We start from the raw sequence: 20062 nt of genomic DNA on the forward strand, positions 1-20062 counted from the left end.
CACTTCGTGGGTTTAGGTAACGTTAAACGCAGTATTGGCAATTGGCTCAAGCATCCAGCCCCGGAGGCGATGTTTGATCGTCAGCTAGTGTGGATTGCACTGGGTTTGATGTTGACGGGGTTGGTGATGGTAACCTCTGCATCATTTCCGATCAGCTCACGATTAACCGAACAGCCGTTTCACTTTATGTTTCGTCACGCGACGTTTCTTGTGCTGGCGCTAGGGACATCCGCTGTTATTTTGCAAGTGCCTTTGCAAGAGTGGTTTAAGAAAAGCCACTACTTACTTTGGGCTTCTTTCGCACTGTTGATCATCGTGCTCTTGGCGGGTAAGTCGGTTAATGGTGCGTCTCGTTGGATTCCCCTTGGGCTGTTTAACCTTCAGCCAGCAGAGGTCGCGAAGCTATCGCTGTTTATCTTCATGTCTGGTTACTTAGTTCGAAAGCAAGACGAAGTACGACAAACCTTCTTTGGTGGCTTTATGAAGCCAATCATGGTGTTTGCCTTCTTCGCAGTATTGCTACTTGGTCAGCCAGACTTGGGGACGGTCGTCGTAATGTTGGTCACGCTGTTTGGCATGCTTTTTATCGCAGGCGCAAAACTGACTCAGTTTCTCGCGTTGATGGTGGCAGGTATCGGCGCTGTGGTAGGTTTGATTTTAGTCGAGCCATATCGTATGCGACGAGTAACCTCCTTCCTTGACCCGTGGGAAGACCCATTTGGTAGTGGCTATCAGTTGACTCAATCTTTGATGGCGTTTGGTCGTGGTGAATGGTTCGGTCAAGGTCTCGGTAACTCAATTCAAAAACTGGAATATCTACCAGAAGCGCATACCGACTTTGTGTTTGCGGTACTTGCTGAAGAGCTTGGTTTCGTGGGCGTTGTGTTGGTCTTAATGTTGATTTTTAGCTTAGTGCTAAAAGCGGTTTACATAGGCAAGCGTGCGTTTGAAGAAGGCGAAATGTTCGGCGGTTATCTGGCTTTCGGTATCGGTATTTGGTTTGCGTTCCAGACCTTGGTTAACGTTGGTGCTGCAGCCGGTATCGTACCAACCAAAGGTTTAACACTCCCGCTAATCAGTTATGGTGGTTCCAGTCTGATTATTATGTCCGTCGCAGTGTCCATATTGCTGCGTATCGATTACGAATGCCGCTTGAAACGCGAGCAACAACAATCAGAACAACAAACTAATGAAACAAAATAAACGTTTGATGGTGATGGCTGGTGGTACTGGCGGTCACGTATTCCCAGGGTTAGCTGTAGCAAAACAGCTGCAAGAGCAAGGCTGGGAGATCCGTTGGTTAGGCACGGCGGATCGAATGGAAGCGGATTTGGTGCCAAAACATGGCATTGAAATCGATTTTATCAAAGTGAAAGGGTTACGAGGTCAAGGCGTAAAGCGTCTGCTTGCAGCTCCATTTCAAATTATTAATGCCATCATGCAAGCTCGGGCGCACATGAAGCATTGGAAGCCCGATGCCGTGTTAGGTATGGGTGGTTATGTGAGTGGTCCCGGTGGTATTGCGGCTTGGTTGAGCGGTATTCCTGTTGTTCTGCACGAACAAAACGCGGTTGCGGGTTTGACAAATCAATGGCTATCAAAAATTGCTAAGAAAGTCTTTCAGGCCTTTCCTGGCGCGTTCCCTAATGCTGAGGTAGTCGGTAACCCAGTTCGTGAAGACCTAACAAGATTAGAAGCGCCTGCAGAGCGAATGCAAGATCGCCAAGGCCCAATTCGTATTCTGGTGATGGGCGGTAGCCAAGGTGCACGCATTCTTAACCAAACTCTGCCAGAAGTGATGGCAAAGTTGGGCGGTGATTACTGTATTCGTCATCAAGCGGGCAAAGGTTCCGCCGAAGAAGTGAACGCAGCATACCAAGCTAATGGTGTGGTAAATGCAGAAGTCACAGAGTTCATTGACGACGTAGCAGAGGCTTATGCATGGGCTGACCTTTTAGCTTGTCGTTCAGGGGCGTTAACCGTTTCTGAAGTTTCTGCTGCTGGCGTTGGTGCGATCTTTATTCCTTTTATGCATAAAGATCGCCAACAAGCACTGAATGCCGATCATCTAGTAGAATGCGGCGCAGCGAAAATGATTGAACAACCAGATTTAACCGTTGAGTCTTTGACTCAGCAGATCCAACAATTGGATCGCCAAGCTTTACTTACGATGGCTGAGCAAGCGCGTGGCGCTGCTAAATTGAATGCCGACCGAGTTGTCGCACAAGCCATTGTCGCTTTGACCGAAAAGCGTTAACGAATTATTGAGAATAGAATTGATGACAATCCAACATACACAAGACTTAGCTCAGATTCGCGCCATGGTGCCAGAGATGCGCCGCGTGAAATCCATCCACTTCATCGGTATTGGTGGTGCGGGCATGAGCGGCATTGCAGAAGTGCTGTTGAATGAAGGCTATCAAATCACGGGTTCTGACCTATCAGAAAACCCTGTGACAGAGCGTTTAGTATCAAAAGGTGCGACGGTATTTATCGGGCACCAAGCTAGCAATGTTGAAAAAGCCAGTGTGGTTGTGGTTTCAACCGCTATCAACGAAGAAAACCCAGAAGTGATGGCGGCACGTGAGTTACGTATCCCTATTGTACGTCGTGCTGAGATGCTCGCTGAGTTGATGCGCTTCCGTCATGGTATTGCCGTTGCGGGCACGCACGGTAAAACGACGACGACGGCACTCGTGACACAAATCTATTCTGAAGCAGGCCTTGATCCAACGTTTGTAAACGGCGGCTTGGTGAAAAGCGCAGGTACAAATGCTCGTTTAGGCTCGAGTCGTATTCTAATTGCTGAGGCGGATGAGAGCGACGCGTCATTCCTGCACCTGCAACCAATGGTAAGTATCGTCACTAATATTGAAGCCGATCATATGGATACTTATGGGGGTGACTTTGAAACGTTAAAGCAAACCTTCATTGATTTTCTACACAATCTACCGTTCTACGGCCAAGCTATTGTTTGTATTGATGATCCTGTGGTTCGAGAGTTAATCCCACGTATTAGTCGTCAAGTGATTACTTACGGCTTCTCCGCAGATGCTGACGTACGCATTGAAAACTATCGTCAAGAAGGTCAGCAAGGCAAATTTACGGTAGTACGTAAAGGGCGTGCCAACCTAGATATCACTCTGAACATTCCAGGTCGTCACAATGCACTTAATGCGTCGGCTGCGATTGCAGTGGCTACCGAAGATGACATTGAAGACGATGCAATTCTAAAAGCAATGGCCGGAACGCAAGGCACGGGACGACGTTTTGATCACCTTGGCGAGTTTGATACCGGTAATGGTCATGCCATGTTAGTGGATGATTACGGACACCACCCAACAGAAGTTGATGTGACCATTAATGCTGCGCGAAGCGGTTGGCAAGATAAACGTCTCGTTATGATTTTCCAACCACACCGTTATAGCCGTACTCGTGATCTATACGATGACTTTGCGAATGTTCTAGAGCAAGTTGATGTATTAATCATGTTGGATGTTTATGCCGCAGGTGAAAAGCCAATTTCAGGAGCTGATGGACGTTCATTGTGTCGCACAATTCGCAGCCGAGGTAAGGTAGATCCGATTTTTGTTCCAGAAATCGAGCAATTACCTTCAGTTTTAGCTAACGTTATACAAGACGGCGACCTAATCTTAACGCAAGGTGCGGGTGATGTTGGTAAAGTGGCGAAACAACTGGCTGGTCTTGAATTAAATATAAACAAGATGCTTGGTTAACACAGATTGTTGGCGCGAAGGACAGATAAAGACTCAGATCTCGATTTTGCGTCAATATCATTGTGATTTATTGCTATCAGTGTTTGATAGTTTACAAGAGCTCAGTATAATCCCAAGGTTAAAGTCAAGACTTTTACCTCTGCGTAATTATGTGGGTAAAAAGTACACGACAAAAGTCAGGAAACGAAGACGTTGTTGAATATTGCACTGAATGACGAGCGACCAAACACGGATAATAACCGTGGTCGCCAAGAGAAAATCTTGGGTGCGTTATTTTTCGTTGTGGTTGTGACCTTAATTAGTTCTGTTTTGTACTCGGCGATCAGTTGGATGTGGGATGACCAAAGGTTACCTCTCTCCAAAATAGTACTTCAGGGAAAACTGGAGTATGTCCAAGCTGACGATGTGCAGGCTGCATTTAGTCGAATAGATCACATCGGTACATTTATGTCTCAGGATATTGATGTATTACAGCAAAGTGTCGAAGCTCTGCCGTGGGTGGCGCATGCCGCAATCCGAAAGCAGTGGCCGGATACAGTAAAAGTTTTTTTGACAGAGCATCAACCTGAAGCCATTTGGAATGGCAACGAACTGTTAGATAAAAACGGGTTTGTTTTTGATGGCGATGTGGCTCTGTTACAAGAAGAAAAAGTGAAACTGTACGGACCCAAAGACAGCGGACCAGAAGTCTTACAGACTTACCGTGATTTGAGTCCTAAGTTTCAGCAATTGGGTTTAGCGATATCGTCTCTGGTATTAAACGAGCGACGAGCTTGGCAAATCATCCTTGATAACGGTATTCGATTAGAGCTCGGTAAAGAGTCTCTTCTTGAGCGTATAGAGCGATTTTTTAAGCTCTATAACAAGCTTGGCAGTGACACGCAAAGAATCAGTTATATCGATCTTAGGTACGATACAGGAGCCGCAGTTGGTTGGTTTCCTGAACAAGAGTTAGAAGAGAGTACAGATGACTAAGGCCGCTGATGACAACATTATTGTTGGTCTTGATATAGGCACTGCAACCGTATCGGCTCTAGTGGGTGAGGTTCTACCAGACGGTCAAATTAATATTATTGGCGCAGGTAGTAGCCCTTCACGTGGCATGGATAAAGGTGGCGTGAATGACTTGGAGTCGGTTGTAAAATCAGTACAACGTGCAATTGATCAAGCTGAATTGATGGCCGAGTGCCAGATCAGCCGAGTCTTCATTTCGTTGTCTGGTAAGCATATCGCAAGCCGAATTGAAAAAGGTATGGGCACGATTTCAGATGAAGAAGTGTCTCAAGAAGACATGGATCGCGCTATCCATACCGCAAAATCGATTAAAATCGGTGATGAACAGCGAATCCTTCATGTGATTCCGCAAGAGTTCACCATTGATTACCAAGAGGGAATCAAAAATCCGCTTGGTTTATCTGGGGTAAGAATGGAAGTAAGTGTCCACCTTATCTCATGCCATAATGACATGGCACGCAATATTATTAAGGCGGTAGAACGATGCGGCCTTAAAGTAGAGCAACTCGTATTTTCTGGGCTTGCTGCAAGTAATGCAGTAATCACCGAGGATGAAAGAGAGCTTGGAGTTTGTGTGGTGGATATTGGCGCCGGCACGATGGATGTGGCCATCTGGACTGGCGGTGCGTTACGTCACACAGAAGTATTTTCGTACGCAGGAAATGCTGTAACCAGCGATATTGCTTTTGCTTTTGGTACGCCAGTGAGCGATGCTGAAGAAATAAAAGTCAAATATGGCTGTGCTTTGAGTGAACTGGTCAGTAAGGATGACACGGTTAATGTACCAAGCGTAGGTGGGCGACCATCACGTAGTCTGCAACGTCAAACGTTGTCAGAAGTGATTGAGCCACGCTACTCTGAGCTTATGGGACTGGTTAACCAAACTATTGACTCTGTACAAGCGAAATTGCGCGAAGAGGGTATAAAGCACCATCTAGCTGCGGGAGTTGTACTCACCGGCGGTGCTGCGCAAATGGACGGAGTGATAGAATGTGCGGAACGCGTATTCCGCAATCAAGTAAGGGTCGGCAAACCGCTCGAAGTCAGCGGATTAACTGACTATGTAAAAGAGCCGTACCATTCTACGGCAGTTGGATTACTTCATTACGCAAGAGACATGCAGTCTAGCGACGATAGCGATTATAATGAACCTAAACGCTCATCTGTTACTGGCTTTTTCGATAAATTGCGTAACTGGATACAAAAAGAGTTTTAACCTGAGTTGCAGGATAAACGGAGACAACACATGTTTGAACCGATGATGGAAATGTCTGACGATGCAGTAATCAAGGTCGTTGGGGTTGGTGGCGGCGGTGGTAACGCCGTTGAACACATGGTGCGTGAATCCATCGAAGGTGTGGAATTCATCAGCGTCAACACTGATGCGCAAGCACTTCGTAAGACAAGCGTTGGCAATGTTATTCAGATCGGTGGCGATATCACCAAAGGTCTGGGTGCAGGTGCTAATCCACAGGTTGGCCGTGACGCAGCTCTCGAAGACAGAGATAGAATTAAAGATTCCCTAACTGGCGCCGATATGGTGTTTATCGCAGCTGGTATGGGTGGCGGTACAGGTACTGGTGCAGCACCGGTTATTGCTGAAGTAGCTAAAGAGCTTGGCATTCTAACTGTCGCGGTAGTGACAAAACCGTTCAGCTTTGAAGGCAAAAAGCGTTTGGCGTTCGCTGAGCAAGGTATCGATGAGCTGTCTAAGCACGTTGACTCTTTGATTACGATTCCAAACGAAAAGCTGCTTAAAGTACTTGGCCGTGGTGTCACGCTACTAGAAGCTTTTGCAAGTGCGAACGACGTTCTTAAGAACGCAGTTCAAGGCATTGCAGAGCTAATTACTCGCCCTGGCATGATCAACGTCGACTTTGCGGACGTAAGAACAGTAATGTCTGAAATGGGTCACGCGATGATGGGCAGCGGTATTGCTAAAGGCGAAGATCGTGCTGAAGAAGCGGCTGAAATGGCAATTTCTAGCCCACTTCTGGAAGACATCGATCTAGCGGGCGCTCGTGGTGTTCTTGTCAATATTACTGCAGGTCTGGATATGCGTCTTGACGAGTTTGAGACGGTTGGTAATACAGTGAAAGCATTTGCTTCTGACAATGCAACTGTTGTTATCGGTACTTCTCTAGACCCAGATATGACGGACGAAATCCGCGTAACAGTTGTAGCGACAGGTATTGGCAATGAGAAAAAACCAGATATCACGCTAGTTGCGGGTGGTAAAGCGAAAGTGGCTCCGACGCCGCAGGCTCAACCACAACAGCAAGCGGCGGCAACGCAAGCTGAAGAGAAACCGGCACAAACCTTGCAAAATAATCAAGTGCAAGAGAAGCCACAGGTAACTCCTCAGCCTACAAATACAGTTTCTTCTTCTCCAGCATCGTCGAGCCAAAGCTCTGCGGCTCCGAAGCAAGAGAAGGAAAGTGGTTATTTAGATATCCCGGCATTTTTGCGTCGTCAGGCTGATTAATCTTTAATCCATAAATTTGACATGGCTCAAAATTATGGTAGCATTCACGGTCGACGTTACAGACGGCCGTGTTTTGTAGCAAATTTTTGAGAGGCAAGCAGATGATCAGACAACGTACTCTGAAAGAAATAGTGAAAACAACTGGTGTGGGCCTCCACTCTGGTCGTAAAGTCACGCTTACTCTGCGCCCGGCTGCTGCAAATACAGGTATCATTTACCGTCGTACAGATGTAAACCCACCTGTAGATTTTCCAGCTGATCCAGCTTCTGTTCGTGACACCATGCTATGTACTGCTTTGGTAAACGACGAAGGTGTGCGTATTTCAACTGTAGAGCACTTGAATGCGGCACTTGCTGGTATGGGCATCGACAACATTGTTGTCGAAGTAGACGCACCTGAAATTCCAATTATGGATGGTAGTGCTAGCCCATTTGTATACTTGCTACAACAAGCAGGTATCGAAACGCAAAATGCGCCAAAACGTTTCATCCGTATTAAAAAGCCAGTTCGTTTTGAAGATGGCGATAAATGGGCAGAGTTTGTACCATTTAACGGCTTCCGCATGGACTTCGAAATTGAATTTAATCACCCTGCTATTGAGTCAGACGAACAGCGCTTGCTGTTTGATTTCTCTTCAAAAGGCTTCGTTCGTGAAATTTCTCGTGCACGTACGTTTGGCTTTATGCGTGATATCGAATATCTACAATCTCAAAACCTAGTATTGGGTGGTAGTTTCGACAATGCTATCGTATTGGATGATTACCGTATTCTTAACGAAGAAGGTCTACGCTTTGAAAATGAGTTTGTGACTCACAAAGTGTTGGATGCGATTGGTGATCTTTACATGTGTGGTCACCCAATCATCGGTGAATTTCGCGCCTTTAAATCGGGTCACGGTTTGAACAACCAACTTCTGCGAGCAGTTCTTGCTGATCAGGAAGCGTGGGAGTGGACTACATTCGAAGAAGAAGTCGGCTCACCAGTAGCATTCGCTGAACCAAATATGGTGCTTGCGTAAATACTCGGCATTAAAATTAATAAAAACCAGGCTTATGCCTGGTTTTTTGCTATTTGGCTTTAATCTTGGGCTTATTAATAGCATTCGAGCTTTTCAGCATATTGAAATAACGATCACTTACGGTCTTTCTTTTCTGCCATATCGGCCAATCGCTTTAAACGCTCTTGAATTTTAGGCGGTGCCATGTCGGCAATCGTCATCAATGACTTTGCTGCAGATTCTGTTAATGGTGGACGTTTAGGTCTGTCGTCTTGTTCGAAACGATTTCTGTATAATGATGGATTGATCCTCACTTCAACGCTCATCAGTTTGGCAAAGCCTTGAGTACGAAGTTTATTTAGGATCATGAGGCGATCGTAATCGATCTTCATTTTGATCGCGGCACTAGAAACATCGATCAATAGGTGGCCGTTACGAACATTCGCCACCCGGCAATGATCGGCCGTCCCAGTGGGTAAGATCTCTTGCAAAGCTTGGTTAAGCTGTAAGATTTCTCCAGCATGTTCTTGAATCTGCTTGAACTGTGATTCAGCAATAACATCTTCAGTCGAGGTTGGACGGTGATCACGCATAGGTAAAATCTAATTTTGTTGAGATATCAGCTATTCTAGAGCAGCTTTCTATCAAGGTATAGTTTACATTAACGTCTTTCGCTTCAGTTTTACAATGTAGCAAGGTAAAAAGCAAAGTCTGCTCTGAATAGATTACACATATTGTGGTATGCAATATCGTCTAATCAGTCACCACTTTAAGTAAAAACTTCAGAGTGCTTCAAACAAATACGTCTATTTATGGTTGTATCGATGAAAAATCCTTACACTAAGCCACATTGTTTCGAAACTTAGCCTTGAAATATGGATGTTTGAACTCAATATCTTTGATAAATGATTTATCTCAGTATTCTTAGTTCCAAACTGGCAGAGACTGAAGGCATTATGAGTAGATCGGGAACGGTCTGATTAAAGAGAGATTCACGAAAAATGATAACTAAGCTACTGACAAAAGTGATTGGCAGTCGCAACGACCGAACACTGCGCCGCCTTAGAAAAATTGTAAAAGAAATTAATAACTACGAGCCAACATTCGAAGCTCTAAGTGATGAAGAGTTAAAAGCAAAGACGGTTGAGTTCCGTGAGCGCCTAGAGAAAGGTGAAACTCTTGATAAACTACTTCCTGAAGCTTTTGCTACGGTTCGTGAAGCATCTAAGCGTGTCTACGGCATGCGTCACTTCGACGTTCAGCTTATCGGTGGTATGGTTCTAAATGCGGGTCAAATTGCGGAGATGCGTACAGGTGAAGGTAAAACGCTGACTGCAACGCTTCCAGCTTACTTAAATGCTCTTGCTGGTAAAGGCGTTCACATCGTAACAGTGAACGATTATCTAGCTAAACGTGATGCTGAGACGAACCGCCCTCTATTTGAATTTTTAGGTATGACCGTTGGCGTAAACGTGCCAAACATGCCTCCTCAAGAGAAAAAAGAAGCGTACCAAGCTGACATTCTATACGGAACCAACAATGAATTTGGTTTTGACTACCTTCGTGACAATATGGCTTTCCGTAGCGAAGACCGTGTACAGCGTGATCGCTTCTTTGCAGTTGTCGATGAGGTGGACTCAATCCTAATTGATGAAGCTCGTACTCCTTTGATCATTTCTGGTCCTGCTGAAGATAGCTCTGAGCTATACACTCGAATCAACCTTTTGATCCCGCATCTGAAAAAGCAAGATAAAGAAGACTCTGAAGAATATCGTGGTGATGGTCACTACACTGTTGATGAAAAATCAAAGCAAGTATACCTAACTGAAACGGGTCAAGAATACGTTGAAGAACTGTTGGTGAAAAACGGTCTGATGGAGGAAGGTGATACACTTTACTCTCCGGCTAACATCAGCATGTTGCATCACGTGAATGCTGCTTTGCGTGCTCATGTGTTATTCGAGCGTAACGTTGATTACATCGTTACTGATGAAGGCGAAGTGGTCATCGTTGATGAACACACTGGTCGTACAATGCCAGGTCGTCGTTGGTCTGAAGGTCTTCACCAAGCAGTAGAAGCGAAAGAAGGCGTTAAGATCCAAAACGAAAACCAAACTTTGGCTTCTATTACCTTCCAGAACTACTTCCGTTTATACGAAAAACTGTCAGGTATGACAGGTACAGCGGATACTGAAGCGTTCGAATTCCAGTCTATCTATGGTTTGGAAACGGTGGTTATCCCAACCAACAAGCCGATGATTCGTAACGATATGCCAGATGTGGTTTACCGTACTGAAGCAGAGAAGTTTGCGGCAATCATTGAAGATATTAAAGAGCGTGTTGCCAAAGGGCAGCCAACGCTTGTTGGTACTGTGTCGATTGAAAAGTCAGAACTTCTTTCTAACGCATTGAAGAAGGCTAAGATCAAACACAACGTATTGAACGCGAAATTCCATGAGAAAGAAGCGGAAATTGTTGCTGAAGCGGGTATGCCTGGTGCGGTAACTATCGCGACCAACATGGCCGGTCGTGGTACGGACATTGTGCTTGGCGGTAGCTGGCAATCAAAAGTTGAAGCTTTAGAGAACCCAACTCAAGAGCAAATCGATGCGATTAAAGCAGAGTGGAAAGTGGTGCATGACCAAGTGCTAGAAGCTGGTGGTCTACATATCATTGGTACTGAGCGACACGAATCTCGCCGTATTGATAACCAGCTACGTGGTCGTTCTGGTCGTCAAGGTGATGCGGGTTCATCGCGCTTCTACCTATCTATGGAAGACTCTTTGCTACGTATTTTCACTTCTGATCGTATGGCGAGCCTTATTCAAAGTGGTATGGAAGAAGGTGAAGCTATTGAATCGAAAATGCTTTCTCGCTCAATTGAAAAAGCACAGCGCAAAGTGGAAGGTCGTAACTTTGATATCCGTAAGCAGCTGCTTGAATACGATGATGTAGCGAACGATCAACGTAAGGTTGTCTACGAACTGCGTGACGAGTTAATGAACGTTGAAGACATCAGCGGCATGATCGAGCAAAACCGTGAAGATGTGCTAACAGCGGTTATTGATGAGTACATTCCACCACAGTCACTAGAAGATATGTGGGATGTTGAAGGTCTACAAGAGCGCTTGAAAGCGGACTTCGATCTTGATGCGCCAGTGAAACAATGGCTTGAAGAAGACGACAAGCTTTACGAAGAAGCATTACGTGAAAAGATCATCAACCTAGCCGTTGAAGTGTACAAAGAGAAAGAGGAAGTAGTGGGTGCACAAGTGCTTCGCAACTTCGAAAAATCGGTCATGCTTCAGACTCTGGATACGCTTTGGAAAGAGCATTTGGCTGCGATGGATCACTTGCGTCAAGGTATCCATTTACGCGGTTACGCACAGAAGAACCCAAAACAAGAATACAAGCGTGAGTCGTTTGAACTGTTTGAGGGCCTACTAGAAGCGCTGAAAACAGACGTTATTACTGTTCTATCTCGTGTTCGCGTTCAGCAACAAGAAGAAGTTGAACGTATGGAAGAACAGCGTCGTGCGCAAGCTGAAGAAGCCGCTCGTCGTGCACAAGCGCAACACGCTGCAGCACAAAATCCGCTTTCTGAAGGCGAAGAATCTGAAGAAGGTTCAAATCAACCAATGGTACGTGATGAACGTAAAGTAGGTCGTAATGAACCTTGCCCTTGTGGCAGTGGCAAGAAGTACAAACAGTGCCACGGCAAAATCGACTAATCTGTTAGTCAGATTATTTCTCAAAGAGTCGCTTAGGCGACTCTTTTTTTAAATAAATTCTTTGGCTATCAAATTCCATAAGTTTGATAGGTCAGCAAGTTTTTGAGGTGTAGAAGCTCGTTGTCACAATAGAAAAGTACAACGGTCTTGAGAGTTAGGAATCCCCATGAAAAGAATTCACATAGTCGCGGCAATTATTTTTAACCAAGACAAATCAAAGATCTTTATTACAAAGCGTCCTGATGATAAGCACAAAGGCGGGTTTTGGGAGTTTCCGGGTGGCAAAGTCGAGCCGGGAGAAAGCATTGAGCTTGCTATTACAAGAGAACTCGAAGAAGAAGTAGGAATTGAAGTTATTGAGCAAGCCCCTTTTGAACATTTGGAATACGACTATCCAGACAAATCACTCAAGTTTGATTTTATTACAGTATCTCAATTCAGTAATGAGCCTTACGGTCGAGAAGGTCAAGAAGGATGCTGGGTTGAAATCAGCGAATTGGGCGACTATACCTTTCCTGAAGCGAACGTACCTATCTTGGAGCGTGTTGTAAAAGAGTTTGCTTAAGCTCGATGAACTTGCTTGTGGTAACCATAGTATGTTGTTAGTTTAAACAGATTAAGCAAAACGAGAGAACGAGAGCAAACCTCGTTATCCAGAGAAGGAGAGAAAGCGCAATGGTTCGTATTGCAATCGCAGGAGCAGCTGGCCGAATGGGCCGTAATTTGGTTAAAGCTTCACACCTTAATCCTGAAGCGACAGTGAGCGCGGGATCAGAACGACCTGAGTCTTCACTTGTCGGTGTCGATATCGGTGAACTTTGTGGTGAAGGTAAATTCGATGTGCTCTTAACGGATGATCTTGCTAAAGACGTCGATAATTTTGATGTAATCATCGATTTCACCGCTCCAGTAAGCACATTAGCGAATCTCGAGTTGTGTAAGAAATACGGCAAGAGCATTGTGATTGGGACGACTGGCTTCAGCGATGCAGAGCGTGATCTTATTGATGAAGCAGCCAAGCAAGTGCCTGTTGTGATGGCGCCAAATTATTCTGTAGGCGTAAACCTTGTCTTTAAGCTTCTTGAGAAAGCGGCCAAAGTAATGGGGGATTACTGTGATATCGAGATTGTTGAAGCACACCATCGCCATAAAGTTGATGCCCCCTCTGGTACCGCTATCGGAATGGGAGAAGCTATTGCTGGTGCGATGGGTAATAAGCTGAATGATGTAGCTGTCTATGCTCGAGAAGGCATTACTGGTGAACGAACAAAAGATGAGATCGGCTTTGCTACGATTCGCGCTGGCGATATCGTCGGTGAGCATACGGCTATGTTTGCTGATATCGGGGAACGAGTTGAAATAACGCACAAAGCGACTGATCGCATGACGTTTGCTAATGGAGCCGTAAAGGCTGCAGTTTGGTTGAGTGCTAAACCTGCGGGCTTTTATACCATGACAGATGTTTTGGGATTGAATGAACTCTAAATACATAATTATTCGCCGGCGTTAGCCGGCTTTTTTATATCTATAGAATTATTTGTAAATAAAATGATTCTGATAGAGAAGATTTTAGCACTTACTTTTGTTGTGTTTTTATCTATTTTAGCTTTGTTTTTGGGTGTAACCGCTAAAAGTGTTCCTATTTTTGTCATGGTGAACGTTTGCGTTAAAAACTCATAATTTTTTGTGATCCCTAAAAAGTTCAAATTTGTAAAATTCATTAAACCTCTATCCCTCCCTATGTAATAGCATTCAAAAGTTGTCTTTTTGAGCCTTACTGATTCGAAATGACCTTACTCGCTAGAAATTGATAATTTATTTTTGATTGTAGGTTGACAGGTTTCCAGTCCAACTTTAGAATACCGCCAATTTGTCTGAAATACCTATTTATGTAGATTTTATAGGTAAAGGAAGGCATGTTTGCAGTTTGATTTATTTTTTTTGCATTTTTATTCTGGAGGTTGTCTTGGGTAAATTAGCACTGTTAGTCCTAGAAGATGGGACAGTGTTCCACGGAGTGTCCATAGGGGCAGATGGTATTTCCGTTGGTGAAGTCGTTTTTAATACCTCGATGACGGGGTATCAAGAAATCCTCACTGATCCTTCCTATTCTCAGCAAATCGTCACCCTTACTTATCCTCACATTGGCAATACCGGAACCACTTCCGAAGATGAAGAATCCTCTTCCATTCATGCACAAGGCCTTGTGATTCGCGATCTTCCTCTTATCGCTTCTAACTTCCGTAATGAACAATCCCTCTCTGATTACCTTAAGTCTCAAAATATCGTTGGCATCGCTGATATTGATACGCGAAAGCTCACTCGTATCTTGCGTGAAAAAGGTGCTCAAAACGGTTGTATTGTTGCGGGTAATAACCTAGATGAAGCTTTGGCTTTAGCGAAAGCAAAAGAATTCCCAGGCTTAAAAGGAATGGACCTTGCGAAAGAAGTTACAACGAAAGAAGCGTATCAATGGAAACAAGGTTCGTGGACGCTTGAAGGTGGACTTCCAGAGGCGAAAGATGACAGCGAGCTGCCATACCACGTCGTTGCTTACGACTTCGGCGCAAAACGCAACATCCTACGAATGTTGGTTGACCGCGGTTGCCGCTTAACGGTTGTTCCTGCTGAAACGTCAGCGGAAGAAGTGCTTGCGATGAACCCGGACGGTGTTTTCCTATCAAATGGCCCTGGTGATCCAGAACCATGTACTTACGCGATTGAAGCGACAAAAGTGTTCCTAGAAAAAGGCTTACCTATCTTCGGTATCTGTTTAGGTCACCAAATCCTTGCGTTAGCGTCAGGTGCACAAACCGTGAAAATGAAGTTTGGTCACCATGGTGCAAACCACCCAGTAAAAGATTTAGACCGTAACGTTGTTATGATCACTTCGCAAAACCACGGCTTTGCGGCAGATGAAGCAACGTTACCGGAAAACTTACGTGCTACTCACGTATCGTTATTTGATGGCTCTTTGCAAGGTATTCACCGCACAGACAAGCCAGCATTTAGCTTCCAAGGTCACCCAGAAGCGAGCCCAGGTCCACATGACGCGGCACCGCTATTTGACCACTTTATCGAACTAATCAAAAAACACAGCGCTTAATTCGGAGTAGTAGATAATGCCAAAACGTACTGACATTCAAAGTATTCTAATTCTTGGTGCTGGTCCGATTGTTATCGGTCAGGCATGTGAGTTTGACTACTCTGGCGCACAAGCCTGTAAAGCACTTCGTGAAGAAGGCTACCGAGTTATTCTGGTTAACTCGAACCCAGCAACGATCATGACTGACCCAGAGATGGCTGATGCGACTTACATCGAGCCAATCCAATGGGAAGTGGTACGCAAGATCATTGAAAAAGAGCGTCCAGATGCAGTTTTGCCAACCATGGGTGGCCAGACTGCACTTAACTGTGCGTTAGACTTAGAGAAACACGGCGTACTAGAAGAATTCGGCGTAGAGATGATTGGTGCAACGGCTGATGCAATCGACAAAGCGGAAGACCGTTCTCGTTTTGATAAAGCGATGAAGTCTATCGGCCTTGAGTGTCCTCGCGCAGATACAGCGAAGAGCATGGAAGAAGCTTACAAAGTTTTAGATATGGTTGGCTTCCCTTGTATCATCCGTCCATCGTTCACCATGGGCGGCACTGGTGGTGGTATCGCGTACAACAAAGAAGAGTTCGAAGAAATCTGTCGTCGCGGTCTGGACTTATCTCCGACCAACGAACTTCTTATCGATGAGTCACTAATCGGTTGGAAAGAGTACGAAATGGAAGTCGTTCGTGACAAAGCGGACAACTGTATCATCGTATGTTCAATCGAAAACTTTGATCCAATGGGTATCCACACGGGTGACTCCATCACAGTAGCACCAGCACAGACACTGACTGACAAAGAATACCAGCTAATGCGTAATGCATCGCTAGCCGTTCTACGTGAAATTGGTGTTGAAACAGGTGGTTCAAACGTACAGTTTGGTATCAACCCGAAAGATGGCCGTATGGTTATCATCGAGATGAACCCACGTGTATCTCGCTCTTCTGCGTTAGCGTCAAAAGCAACAGGTTTCCCAATCGCTAAGATTGCCGCGAAGCTTGCTGTTGGCTTTACTCTAGACGAACTACAAAACGACATCACGGGCGGTGCAACACCAGCATCATTCGAGCCAACTATCGACTACGTCGTAACTAAGATTCCTCGCTTTAACTTCGAGAAATTTGCTGGCGCAAACGACCGTCTGACTACTCAGATGAAATCGGTTGGTGAGGTAATGGCAATTGGTCGTAACCAACAAGAATCTCTTCACAAAGCACTTCGTGGCCTAGAAGTTGGCGCAACTGGTTTTGACGAGATGGTCGATTTAGAAGCACCAGATGCACTGACTAAGATTCGTCACGAACTTAAAGAAGCAGGTGCTGAGCGTATCTGGTACATCGCCGATGCATTCCGAGCTGGCATGTCAGTTGACGGCGTGTTCAACTTGACTCAAATCGACCGTTGGTTCCTGGTTCAAATCGAAGAAATCGTAAAACTCGAAGAGCAAGTCAAGGCGGGCGGCTACGCAGGTTTGACCAAAGAAGTTCTTCGCCAGATGAAACGTAAAGGCTTCTCTGATGCGCGCTTGTCTAAACTGCTAGGTGTCGCTGAAAGTGAAATTCGCCGTGCTCGTGAGCAGTTTGATATTCACCCGGTTTACAAACGTGTGGATACGTGTGCCGCAGAGTTTTCTTCTGACACGGCTTACATGTACTCATCTTACGATGAAGAGTGTGAAGCCAACCCAACAGACAAAGACAAGATCATGGTTCTTGGTGGTGGTCCAAATCGTATCGGCCAAGGCATTGAATTTGATTACTGTTGTGTACACGCATCACTTGCGCTGCGTGAAGACGGTTACGAAACCATTATGGTTAACTGTAACCCAGAAACGGTATCTACTGACTATGATACGTCTGATCGTCTGTACTTCGAACCAGTAACTCTGGAAGATGTACTGTCTATCGCTCGCGTTGAAAAACCAAAAGGTGTGATTGTTCAGTACGGTGGTCAAACGCCACTTAAACTGGCTCGTGCTCTAGAAGCGGCCGGTGTGCCAATCATTGGTACGAGCCCAGATGCTATCGACCGTGCGGAAGACCGTGAACGCTTCCAAGCCGCTGTTGACCGTTTAGGTCTACTTCAGCCAGAAAACGCGACAGTAACAACGATGGAGCAAGCGGTTGAGAAGTCGAAAGAAATTGGCTTCCCATTAGTTGTTCGTCCATCTTATGTACTCGGTGGTCGTGCGATGGAAATCGTATACGACGAGCAAGACCTGCGTCGCTACTTCAACGAAGCAGTAAGCGTATCGAACGAGTCTCCAGTTCTACTAGACCGTTTCCTAGATGACGCGACCGAAGTTGATATTGATGCTATCTGTGACGGTGAACGCGTTGTTATCGGCGGTATCATGGAACACATCGAACAAGCCGGTGTTCACTCTGGTGACTCTGCATGTTCACTGCCTGCATATACGCTAAGTCAGGAAATTCAAGACAAGATGCGTGAGCAAGTTGAGAAGCTGGCGTTCGAACTCGGTGTACGCGGTTTGATGAACACGCAGTTTGCTGTGAAAGACAACGATGTTTACCTAATCGAAGTGAACCCTCGTGCTGCTCGTACGGTTCCATTCGTATCGAAAGCGACAGGTGCACCTCTAGCGAAAATCGCTGCACGTGTAATGGCGGGTCAATCTCTAGAGTCACAAGGCTTTACTAAAGAGATTATCCCTCCTTACTACTCAGTGAAAGAAGTGGTTCTGCCGTTCAACAAGTTCCCTGGCGTTGACCCGCTATTGGGCCCAGAAATGCGCTCAACAGGTGAAGTAATGGGCGTTGGCGCAACATTCGCAGAAGCTTACGCGAAAGCAGAGTTAGGTTGTGGTGCGGTTTACCCTGAAGGTGGTCGTGCGCTACTGTCAGTACGTGAAGGTGATAAAGAGCGTGTTGTTGACCTGGCCTCTAAGTTAGTGAAACTGGGTTACCAACTGGATGCGACACATGGTACTGCTGTGATTCTGGGCGAAGCGGGTATCAACCCACGTTTGGTAAACAAAGTACACGAAGGTCGTCCACACATTCTTGACCGTATCAAGAACAACGAATACACCTACATCGTAAACACGGCTGCTGGTCGTCAAGCGATTGAAGATTCGAAAGTTCTACGCCGCGGTGCACTGGCAGAAAAAGTGAACTACACAACGACACTGAACGCAGCGTTCGCTACATGTATGTCTCATACTGCAGACGCAAAAGCGTCAGTAACTTCGGTTCAAGAGTTACACGCTAAAGTGAAAGCGAGTCTAGACGCGTAACAGATAAAAATCAGTAAGCTCGTTAATCAGGGCTTACATGACAACCTCATTGCCCGCTCATTTGAGCGGGCTTTTTTATATTGAGGTTTTTCAAAAATGAAGAGTATTAAAATGTGCTAGGAACGATTGGTATGCTTCGCTTTTGAAGATCATCAAGCTAATTATGGCAAGCAATGTTCCTAAAGATGAAGAAATAGTACTACCACTTGCTACAACAAAGTTGATACTGCAGGTAAGAATGATAAAAGAGATAGTGATTAAGTTTATTTTTGCAGCAATACTTAATCCTTTGCTTATTGTCAGGATGTTTGGAATGCATACAACAACAACCGTAATAGCTCCCAATGTAAGAAGGTACGTATCTAGATCAATGTGTTGAGTGAAAGAAAACCAGTCATTCCAAATGCTTAAGCTAATAGTCAGGCCAATAGTCAATGCCAAGTATAAACATACACTTATTGAGATGTTCGCTATGCTAATTGATTTAGTATTCAACTTTCAATTCCTCATAGATTCCAATTGTAAGATTTCTTAGCTCTCCCGAATAACCGCTCGTCTTGGGTTTAGAGCCAATAACGTTGAATAGCTGATTAATGTTCACTATTTGTTCGATTTTTGAGTGTAATTGTTGTTTTTCTGGATGGTCGAGTCAGTAAGTTATCCATTATTTTCGTTTTTATCAGATTAGACGTTCCCTATTAAGACAGCGCTTTCCTTTTCTATCAAAATATTAAGAGGCTCTTGAGGTGAGGCTCTATATTTGGTTGTGATTGATGTTTTTAATGTGTCATTTTCTAGATTTATTTAAATGATGAAAATTAGGAATAGATTGGTGTCTTGACTTTCCATTGGTGGTTTTGTGAATAAGTGCTACCGTTTTTCCTCTTTGATGCCTCTTTAAATAAAAAGGATGTGTAGTGGAAATCACGGTTGAGATTTTGTTGGCTCTATTTTTTGTTGCGACTGCCGCAGGCTTTATTGATGCGATGGCTGGTGGGGGAGGGCTCATTACGCTCCCTGCGCTTTTGGCAGCGGGGTTGAGTCCGACTCAAGCTCTAGCAACCAACAAGTTACAAAGTTCGTTTGGCAGTTTCTCTGCTAGCTGGTATTTCGTGCGTAACGGTATTGTCAGCCTAAAGGAAATGCGTTTCGCGATACTTTGCACTTTTATCGGTGCAGCGATCGGTGCCGAGGCTGTGCAGTTTATTGATGCTAGCGTACTCACCAGTTTGATTCCTGTTCTTTTGATTGCCATTTCCCTCTATTTTTTACTCGCGCCAAGTACACGTAAAATAGATGGAGAACCAAAGTTATCTGAAGCGATGTTTGCGCTATGCATTGGTGGTGGGATCGGTTTCTATGATGGCTTTTTTGGCCCTGGGACTGGATCTATTTTTACTGTTTGTTTTGTTGCACTGGGTCACTTTTCTTTGGTCGAAGCCACTGCTAGAACAAAAATCCTCAATTTCACGTCAAACATAGCGGCACTACTCTTTTTTATCTTAGCCGGGTTGCCAGTGTGGAAGCTTGGCTTAACCATGGCTGTTGGCGGTTTTCTTGGTGCTCAGTTAGGGGCGAAGGTCGTGGTAAGTAAAGGGCAAAAATGGATTCGTCCTCTAGTTATTGTGATGTCGATGCTCATGGCAACGAAACTTCTTTGGCAACAACATCAGCAATGGATTTTGTCAGTATTATAACTCGTTCTCTACGTTCAACTACGCCTACTCATGAATTATATGTA

15 protein-coding genes are annotated in these 20062 nt (G+C 45.0%); 13 read left to right on the forward strand and 2 right to left on the reverse strand.

The annotated features are described in order from the left end of the window. The first annotated feature begins 6 nt into the window (after window positions 1–6). From ftsW to lpxC, 7 genes are all read left to right on the forward strand, one after another. Window positions 7–1203 carry a cell division protein FtsW gene (ftsW, locus tag MTR11_RS02920; RefSeq protein WP_005396444.1) on the forward strand — a complete coding sequence of 399 codons (1197 nt, stop codon included), beginning with the start codon at window positions 7–9 and terminating at the stop codon, window positions 1201–1203. Then, a complete protein-coding gene (gene murG / locus MTR11_RS02925) occupies window positions 1190–2257 on the forward strand; it encodes an undecaprenyldiphospho-muramoylpentapeptide beta-N-acetylglucosaminyltransferase (protein WP_243326992.1) in 1068 nt (355 codons plus the stop codon). Before ftsW ends, murG begins: the two co-directional genes overlap by 14 nt. Window positions 2258–2279: 22 nt before the next feature. Beyond that, a complete protein-coding gene (gene murC, locus MTR11_RS02930; RefSeq protein WP_182019249.1) occupies window positions 2280–3737 on the forward strand; it encodes a UDP-N-acetylmuramate--L-alanine ligase in 1458 nt (485 codons plus the stop codon). 192 nt (window positions 3738–3929) lie between these two features. Continuing rightward, a complete protein-coding gene (locus MTR11_RS02935) occupies window positions 3930–4712 on the forward strand; it encodes a cell division protein FtsQ/DivIB (protein ID WP_012842151.1) in 783 nt (260 codons plus the stop codon). Then, entirely contained in the window at window positions 4705–5967 is a 1263-nt protein-coding gene (ftsA, locus tag MTR11_RS02940; RefSeq protein WP_012842150.1) for a cell division protein FtsA, read from the forward strand. Before MTR11_RS02935 ends, ftsA begins: the two co-directional genes overlap by 8 nt. A 30-nt stretch (window positions 5968–5997) precedes the next feature. Then, complete coding sequence (gene ftsZ, locus MTR11_RS02945) at window positions 5998–7236, forward strand: cell division protein FtsZ (protein WP_012842149.1); 1239 nt, start codon at window positions 5998–6000, stop codon at window positions 7234–7236. Window positions 7237–7337: 101 nt separating this feature from the next. Further along, window positions 7338–8255, forward strand: coding sequence for a UDP-3-O-acyl-N-acetylglucosamine deacetylase (gene lpxC, locus MTR11_RS02950; protein ID WP_005381871.1), 918 nt, complete (start codon window positions 7338–7340; stop codon window positions 8253–8255). 113 nt (window positions 8256–8368) lie between these two features. Here lpxC and MTR11_RS02955 read toward each other — a convergent pair whose 3' ends face one another. Beyond that, a complete protein-coding gene (locus MTR11_RS02955) occupies window positions 8369–8827 on the reverse strand; it encodes a DUF721 domain-containing protein (protein ID WP_012842148.1) in 459 nt (152 codons plus the stop codon). A 408-nt stretch (window positions 8828–9235) separates the two neighbouring features. On the opposite strand from MTR11_RS02955, the gene secA reads away from it, so the two are divergent. The 3 genes from secA (at window position 9236) to dapB (ending at window position 13450) form a co-directional block, all read left to right on the forward strand. Beyond that, window positions 9236–11965 carry a preprotein translocase subunit SecA gene (gene secA / locus MTR11_RS02960; RefSeq protein WP_005396435.1) on the forward strand — a complete coding sequence of 910 codons (2730 nt, stop codon included), beginning with the start codon at window positions 9236–9238 and terminating at the stop codon, window positions 11963–11965. A gap of 166 nt (window positions 11966–12131) precedes the next feature. Next, window positions 12132–12530, forward strand: coding sequence for an 8-oxo-dGTP diphosphatase MutT (gene mutT, locus MTR11_RS02965; RefSeq protein ID WP_005396433.1), 399 nt, complete (start codon window positions 12132–12134; stop codon window positions 12528–12530). A 110-nt stretch (window positions 12531–12640) separates the two neighbouring features. Further along, complete coding sequence (dapB, locus tag MTR11_RS02970) at window positions 12641–13450, forward strand: 4-hydroxy-tetrahydrodipicolinate reductase (RefSeq protein ID WP_006742699.1); 810 nt, start codon at window positions 12641–12643, stop codon at window positions 13448–13450. An 8-nt stretch (window positions 13451–13458) separates the two neighbouring features. On the opposite strand, the gene MTR11_RS02975 is transcribed toward dapB, so the two are convergent. Continuing rightward, window positions 13459–13686 carry a hypothetical protein gene (locus MTR11_RS02975; protein ID WP_243326993.1) on the reverse strand — a complete coding sequence of 76 codons (228 nt, stop codon included), beginning with the start codon at window positions 13684–13686 and terminating at the stop codon, window positions 13459–13461. A gap of 245 nt (window positions 13687–13931) precedes the next feature. On the opposite strand from MTR11_RS02975, the gene carA reads away from it, so the two are divergent. The 3 genes from carA to MTR11_RS02990 all read left to right on the forward strand — a co-directional run bounded on the left by carA (window position 13932) and on the right by MTR11_RS02990 (window position 20018). Further along, window positions 13932–15071 (forward strand): glutamine-hydrolyzing carbamoyl-phosphate synthase small subunit, encoded by a 1140-nt coding sequence (gene carA / locus MTR11_RS02980; protein ID WP_005396428.1) that lies wholly within the window; start codon window positions 13932–13934, stop codon window positions 15069–15071. 16 nt (window positions 15072–15087) lie between these two features. Then, window positions 15088–18321: a carbamoyl-phosphate synthase large subunit gene (gene carB, locus MTR11_RS02985; protein ID WP_047009081.1), complete on the forward strand. Its 3234-nt coding sequence runs from the start codon at window positions 15088–15090 to the stop codon at window positions 18319–18321. 917 nt (window positions 18322–19238) lie between these two features. Further along, window positions 19239–20018 (forward strand): TSUP family transporter, encoded by a 780-nt coding sequence (locus MTR11_RS02990; protein ID WP_005396424.1) that lies wholly within the window; start codon window positions 19239–19241, stop codon window positions 20016–20018. Window positions 20019–20062 lie beyond the last annotated feature (44 nt).

The sequence above is a fragment of the Vibrio sp. CCB-PB317 genome, from assembly GCF_022808245.1.
GTDB lineage: Bacteria > Pseudomonadota > Gammaproteobacteria > Enterobacterales > Vibrionaceae > Vibrio > Vibrio diabolicus.

What these genes read in the sequence shown, in the direction of transcription:
- MTR11_RS02955 (WP_012842148.1), bottom strand. Translation starts at nt 8,827, where the DNA reads ATGCGTGATCACCGTCCAACCTCGACTGAAGATGTTATTGCTGAATCA.
- murG (WP_243326992.1), top strand. Translation starts at nt 1,190, where the DNA reads ATGAAACAAAATAAACGTTTGATGGTGATGGCTGGTGGTACTGGCGGT.
- secA (WP_005396435.1), top strand. Translation starts at nt 9,236, where the DNA reads ATGATAACTAAGCTACTGACAAAAGTGATTGGCAGTCGCAACGACCGA.
- murC (WP_182019249.1), top strand. Translation starts at nt 2,280, where the DNA reads ATGACAATCCAACATACACAAGACTTAGCTCAGATTCGCGCCATGGTG.
- MTR11_RS02975 (WP_243326993.1), bottom strand. Translation starts at nt 13,686, where the DNA reads ATGAATTTTACAAATTTGAACTTTTTAGGGATCACAAAAAATTATGAG.
- lpxC (WP_005381871.1), top strand. Translation starts at nt 7,338, where the DNA reads ATGATCAGACAACGTACTCTGAAAGAAATAGTGAAAACAACTGGTGTG.
- carB (WP_047009081.1), top strand. Translation starts at nt 15,088, where the DNA reads ATGCCAAAACGTACTGACATTCAAAGTATTCTAATTCTTGGTGCTGGT.
- mutT (WP_005396433.1), top strand. Translation starts at nt 12,132, where the DNA reads ATGAAAAGAATTCACATAGTCGCGGCAATTATTTTTAACCAAGACAAA.
- dapB (WP_006742699.1), top strand. Translation starts at nt 12,641, where the DNA reads ATGGTTCGTATTGCAATCGCAGGAGCAGCTGGCCGAATGGGCCGTAAT.
- ftsZ (WP_012842149.1), top strand. Translation starts at nt 5,998, where the DNA reads ATGTTTGAACCGATGATGGAAATGTCTGACGATGCAGTAATCAAGGTC.
- ftsA (WP_012842150.1), top strand. Translation starts at nt 4,705, where the DNA reads ATGACTAAGGCCGCTGATGACAACATTATTGTTGGTCTTGATATAGGC.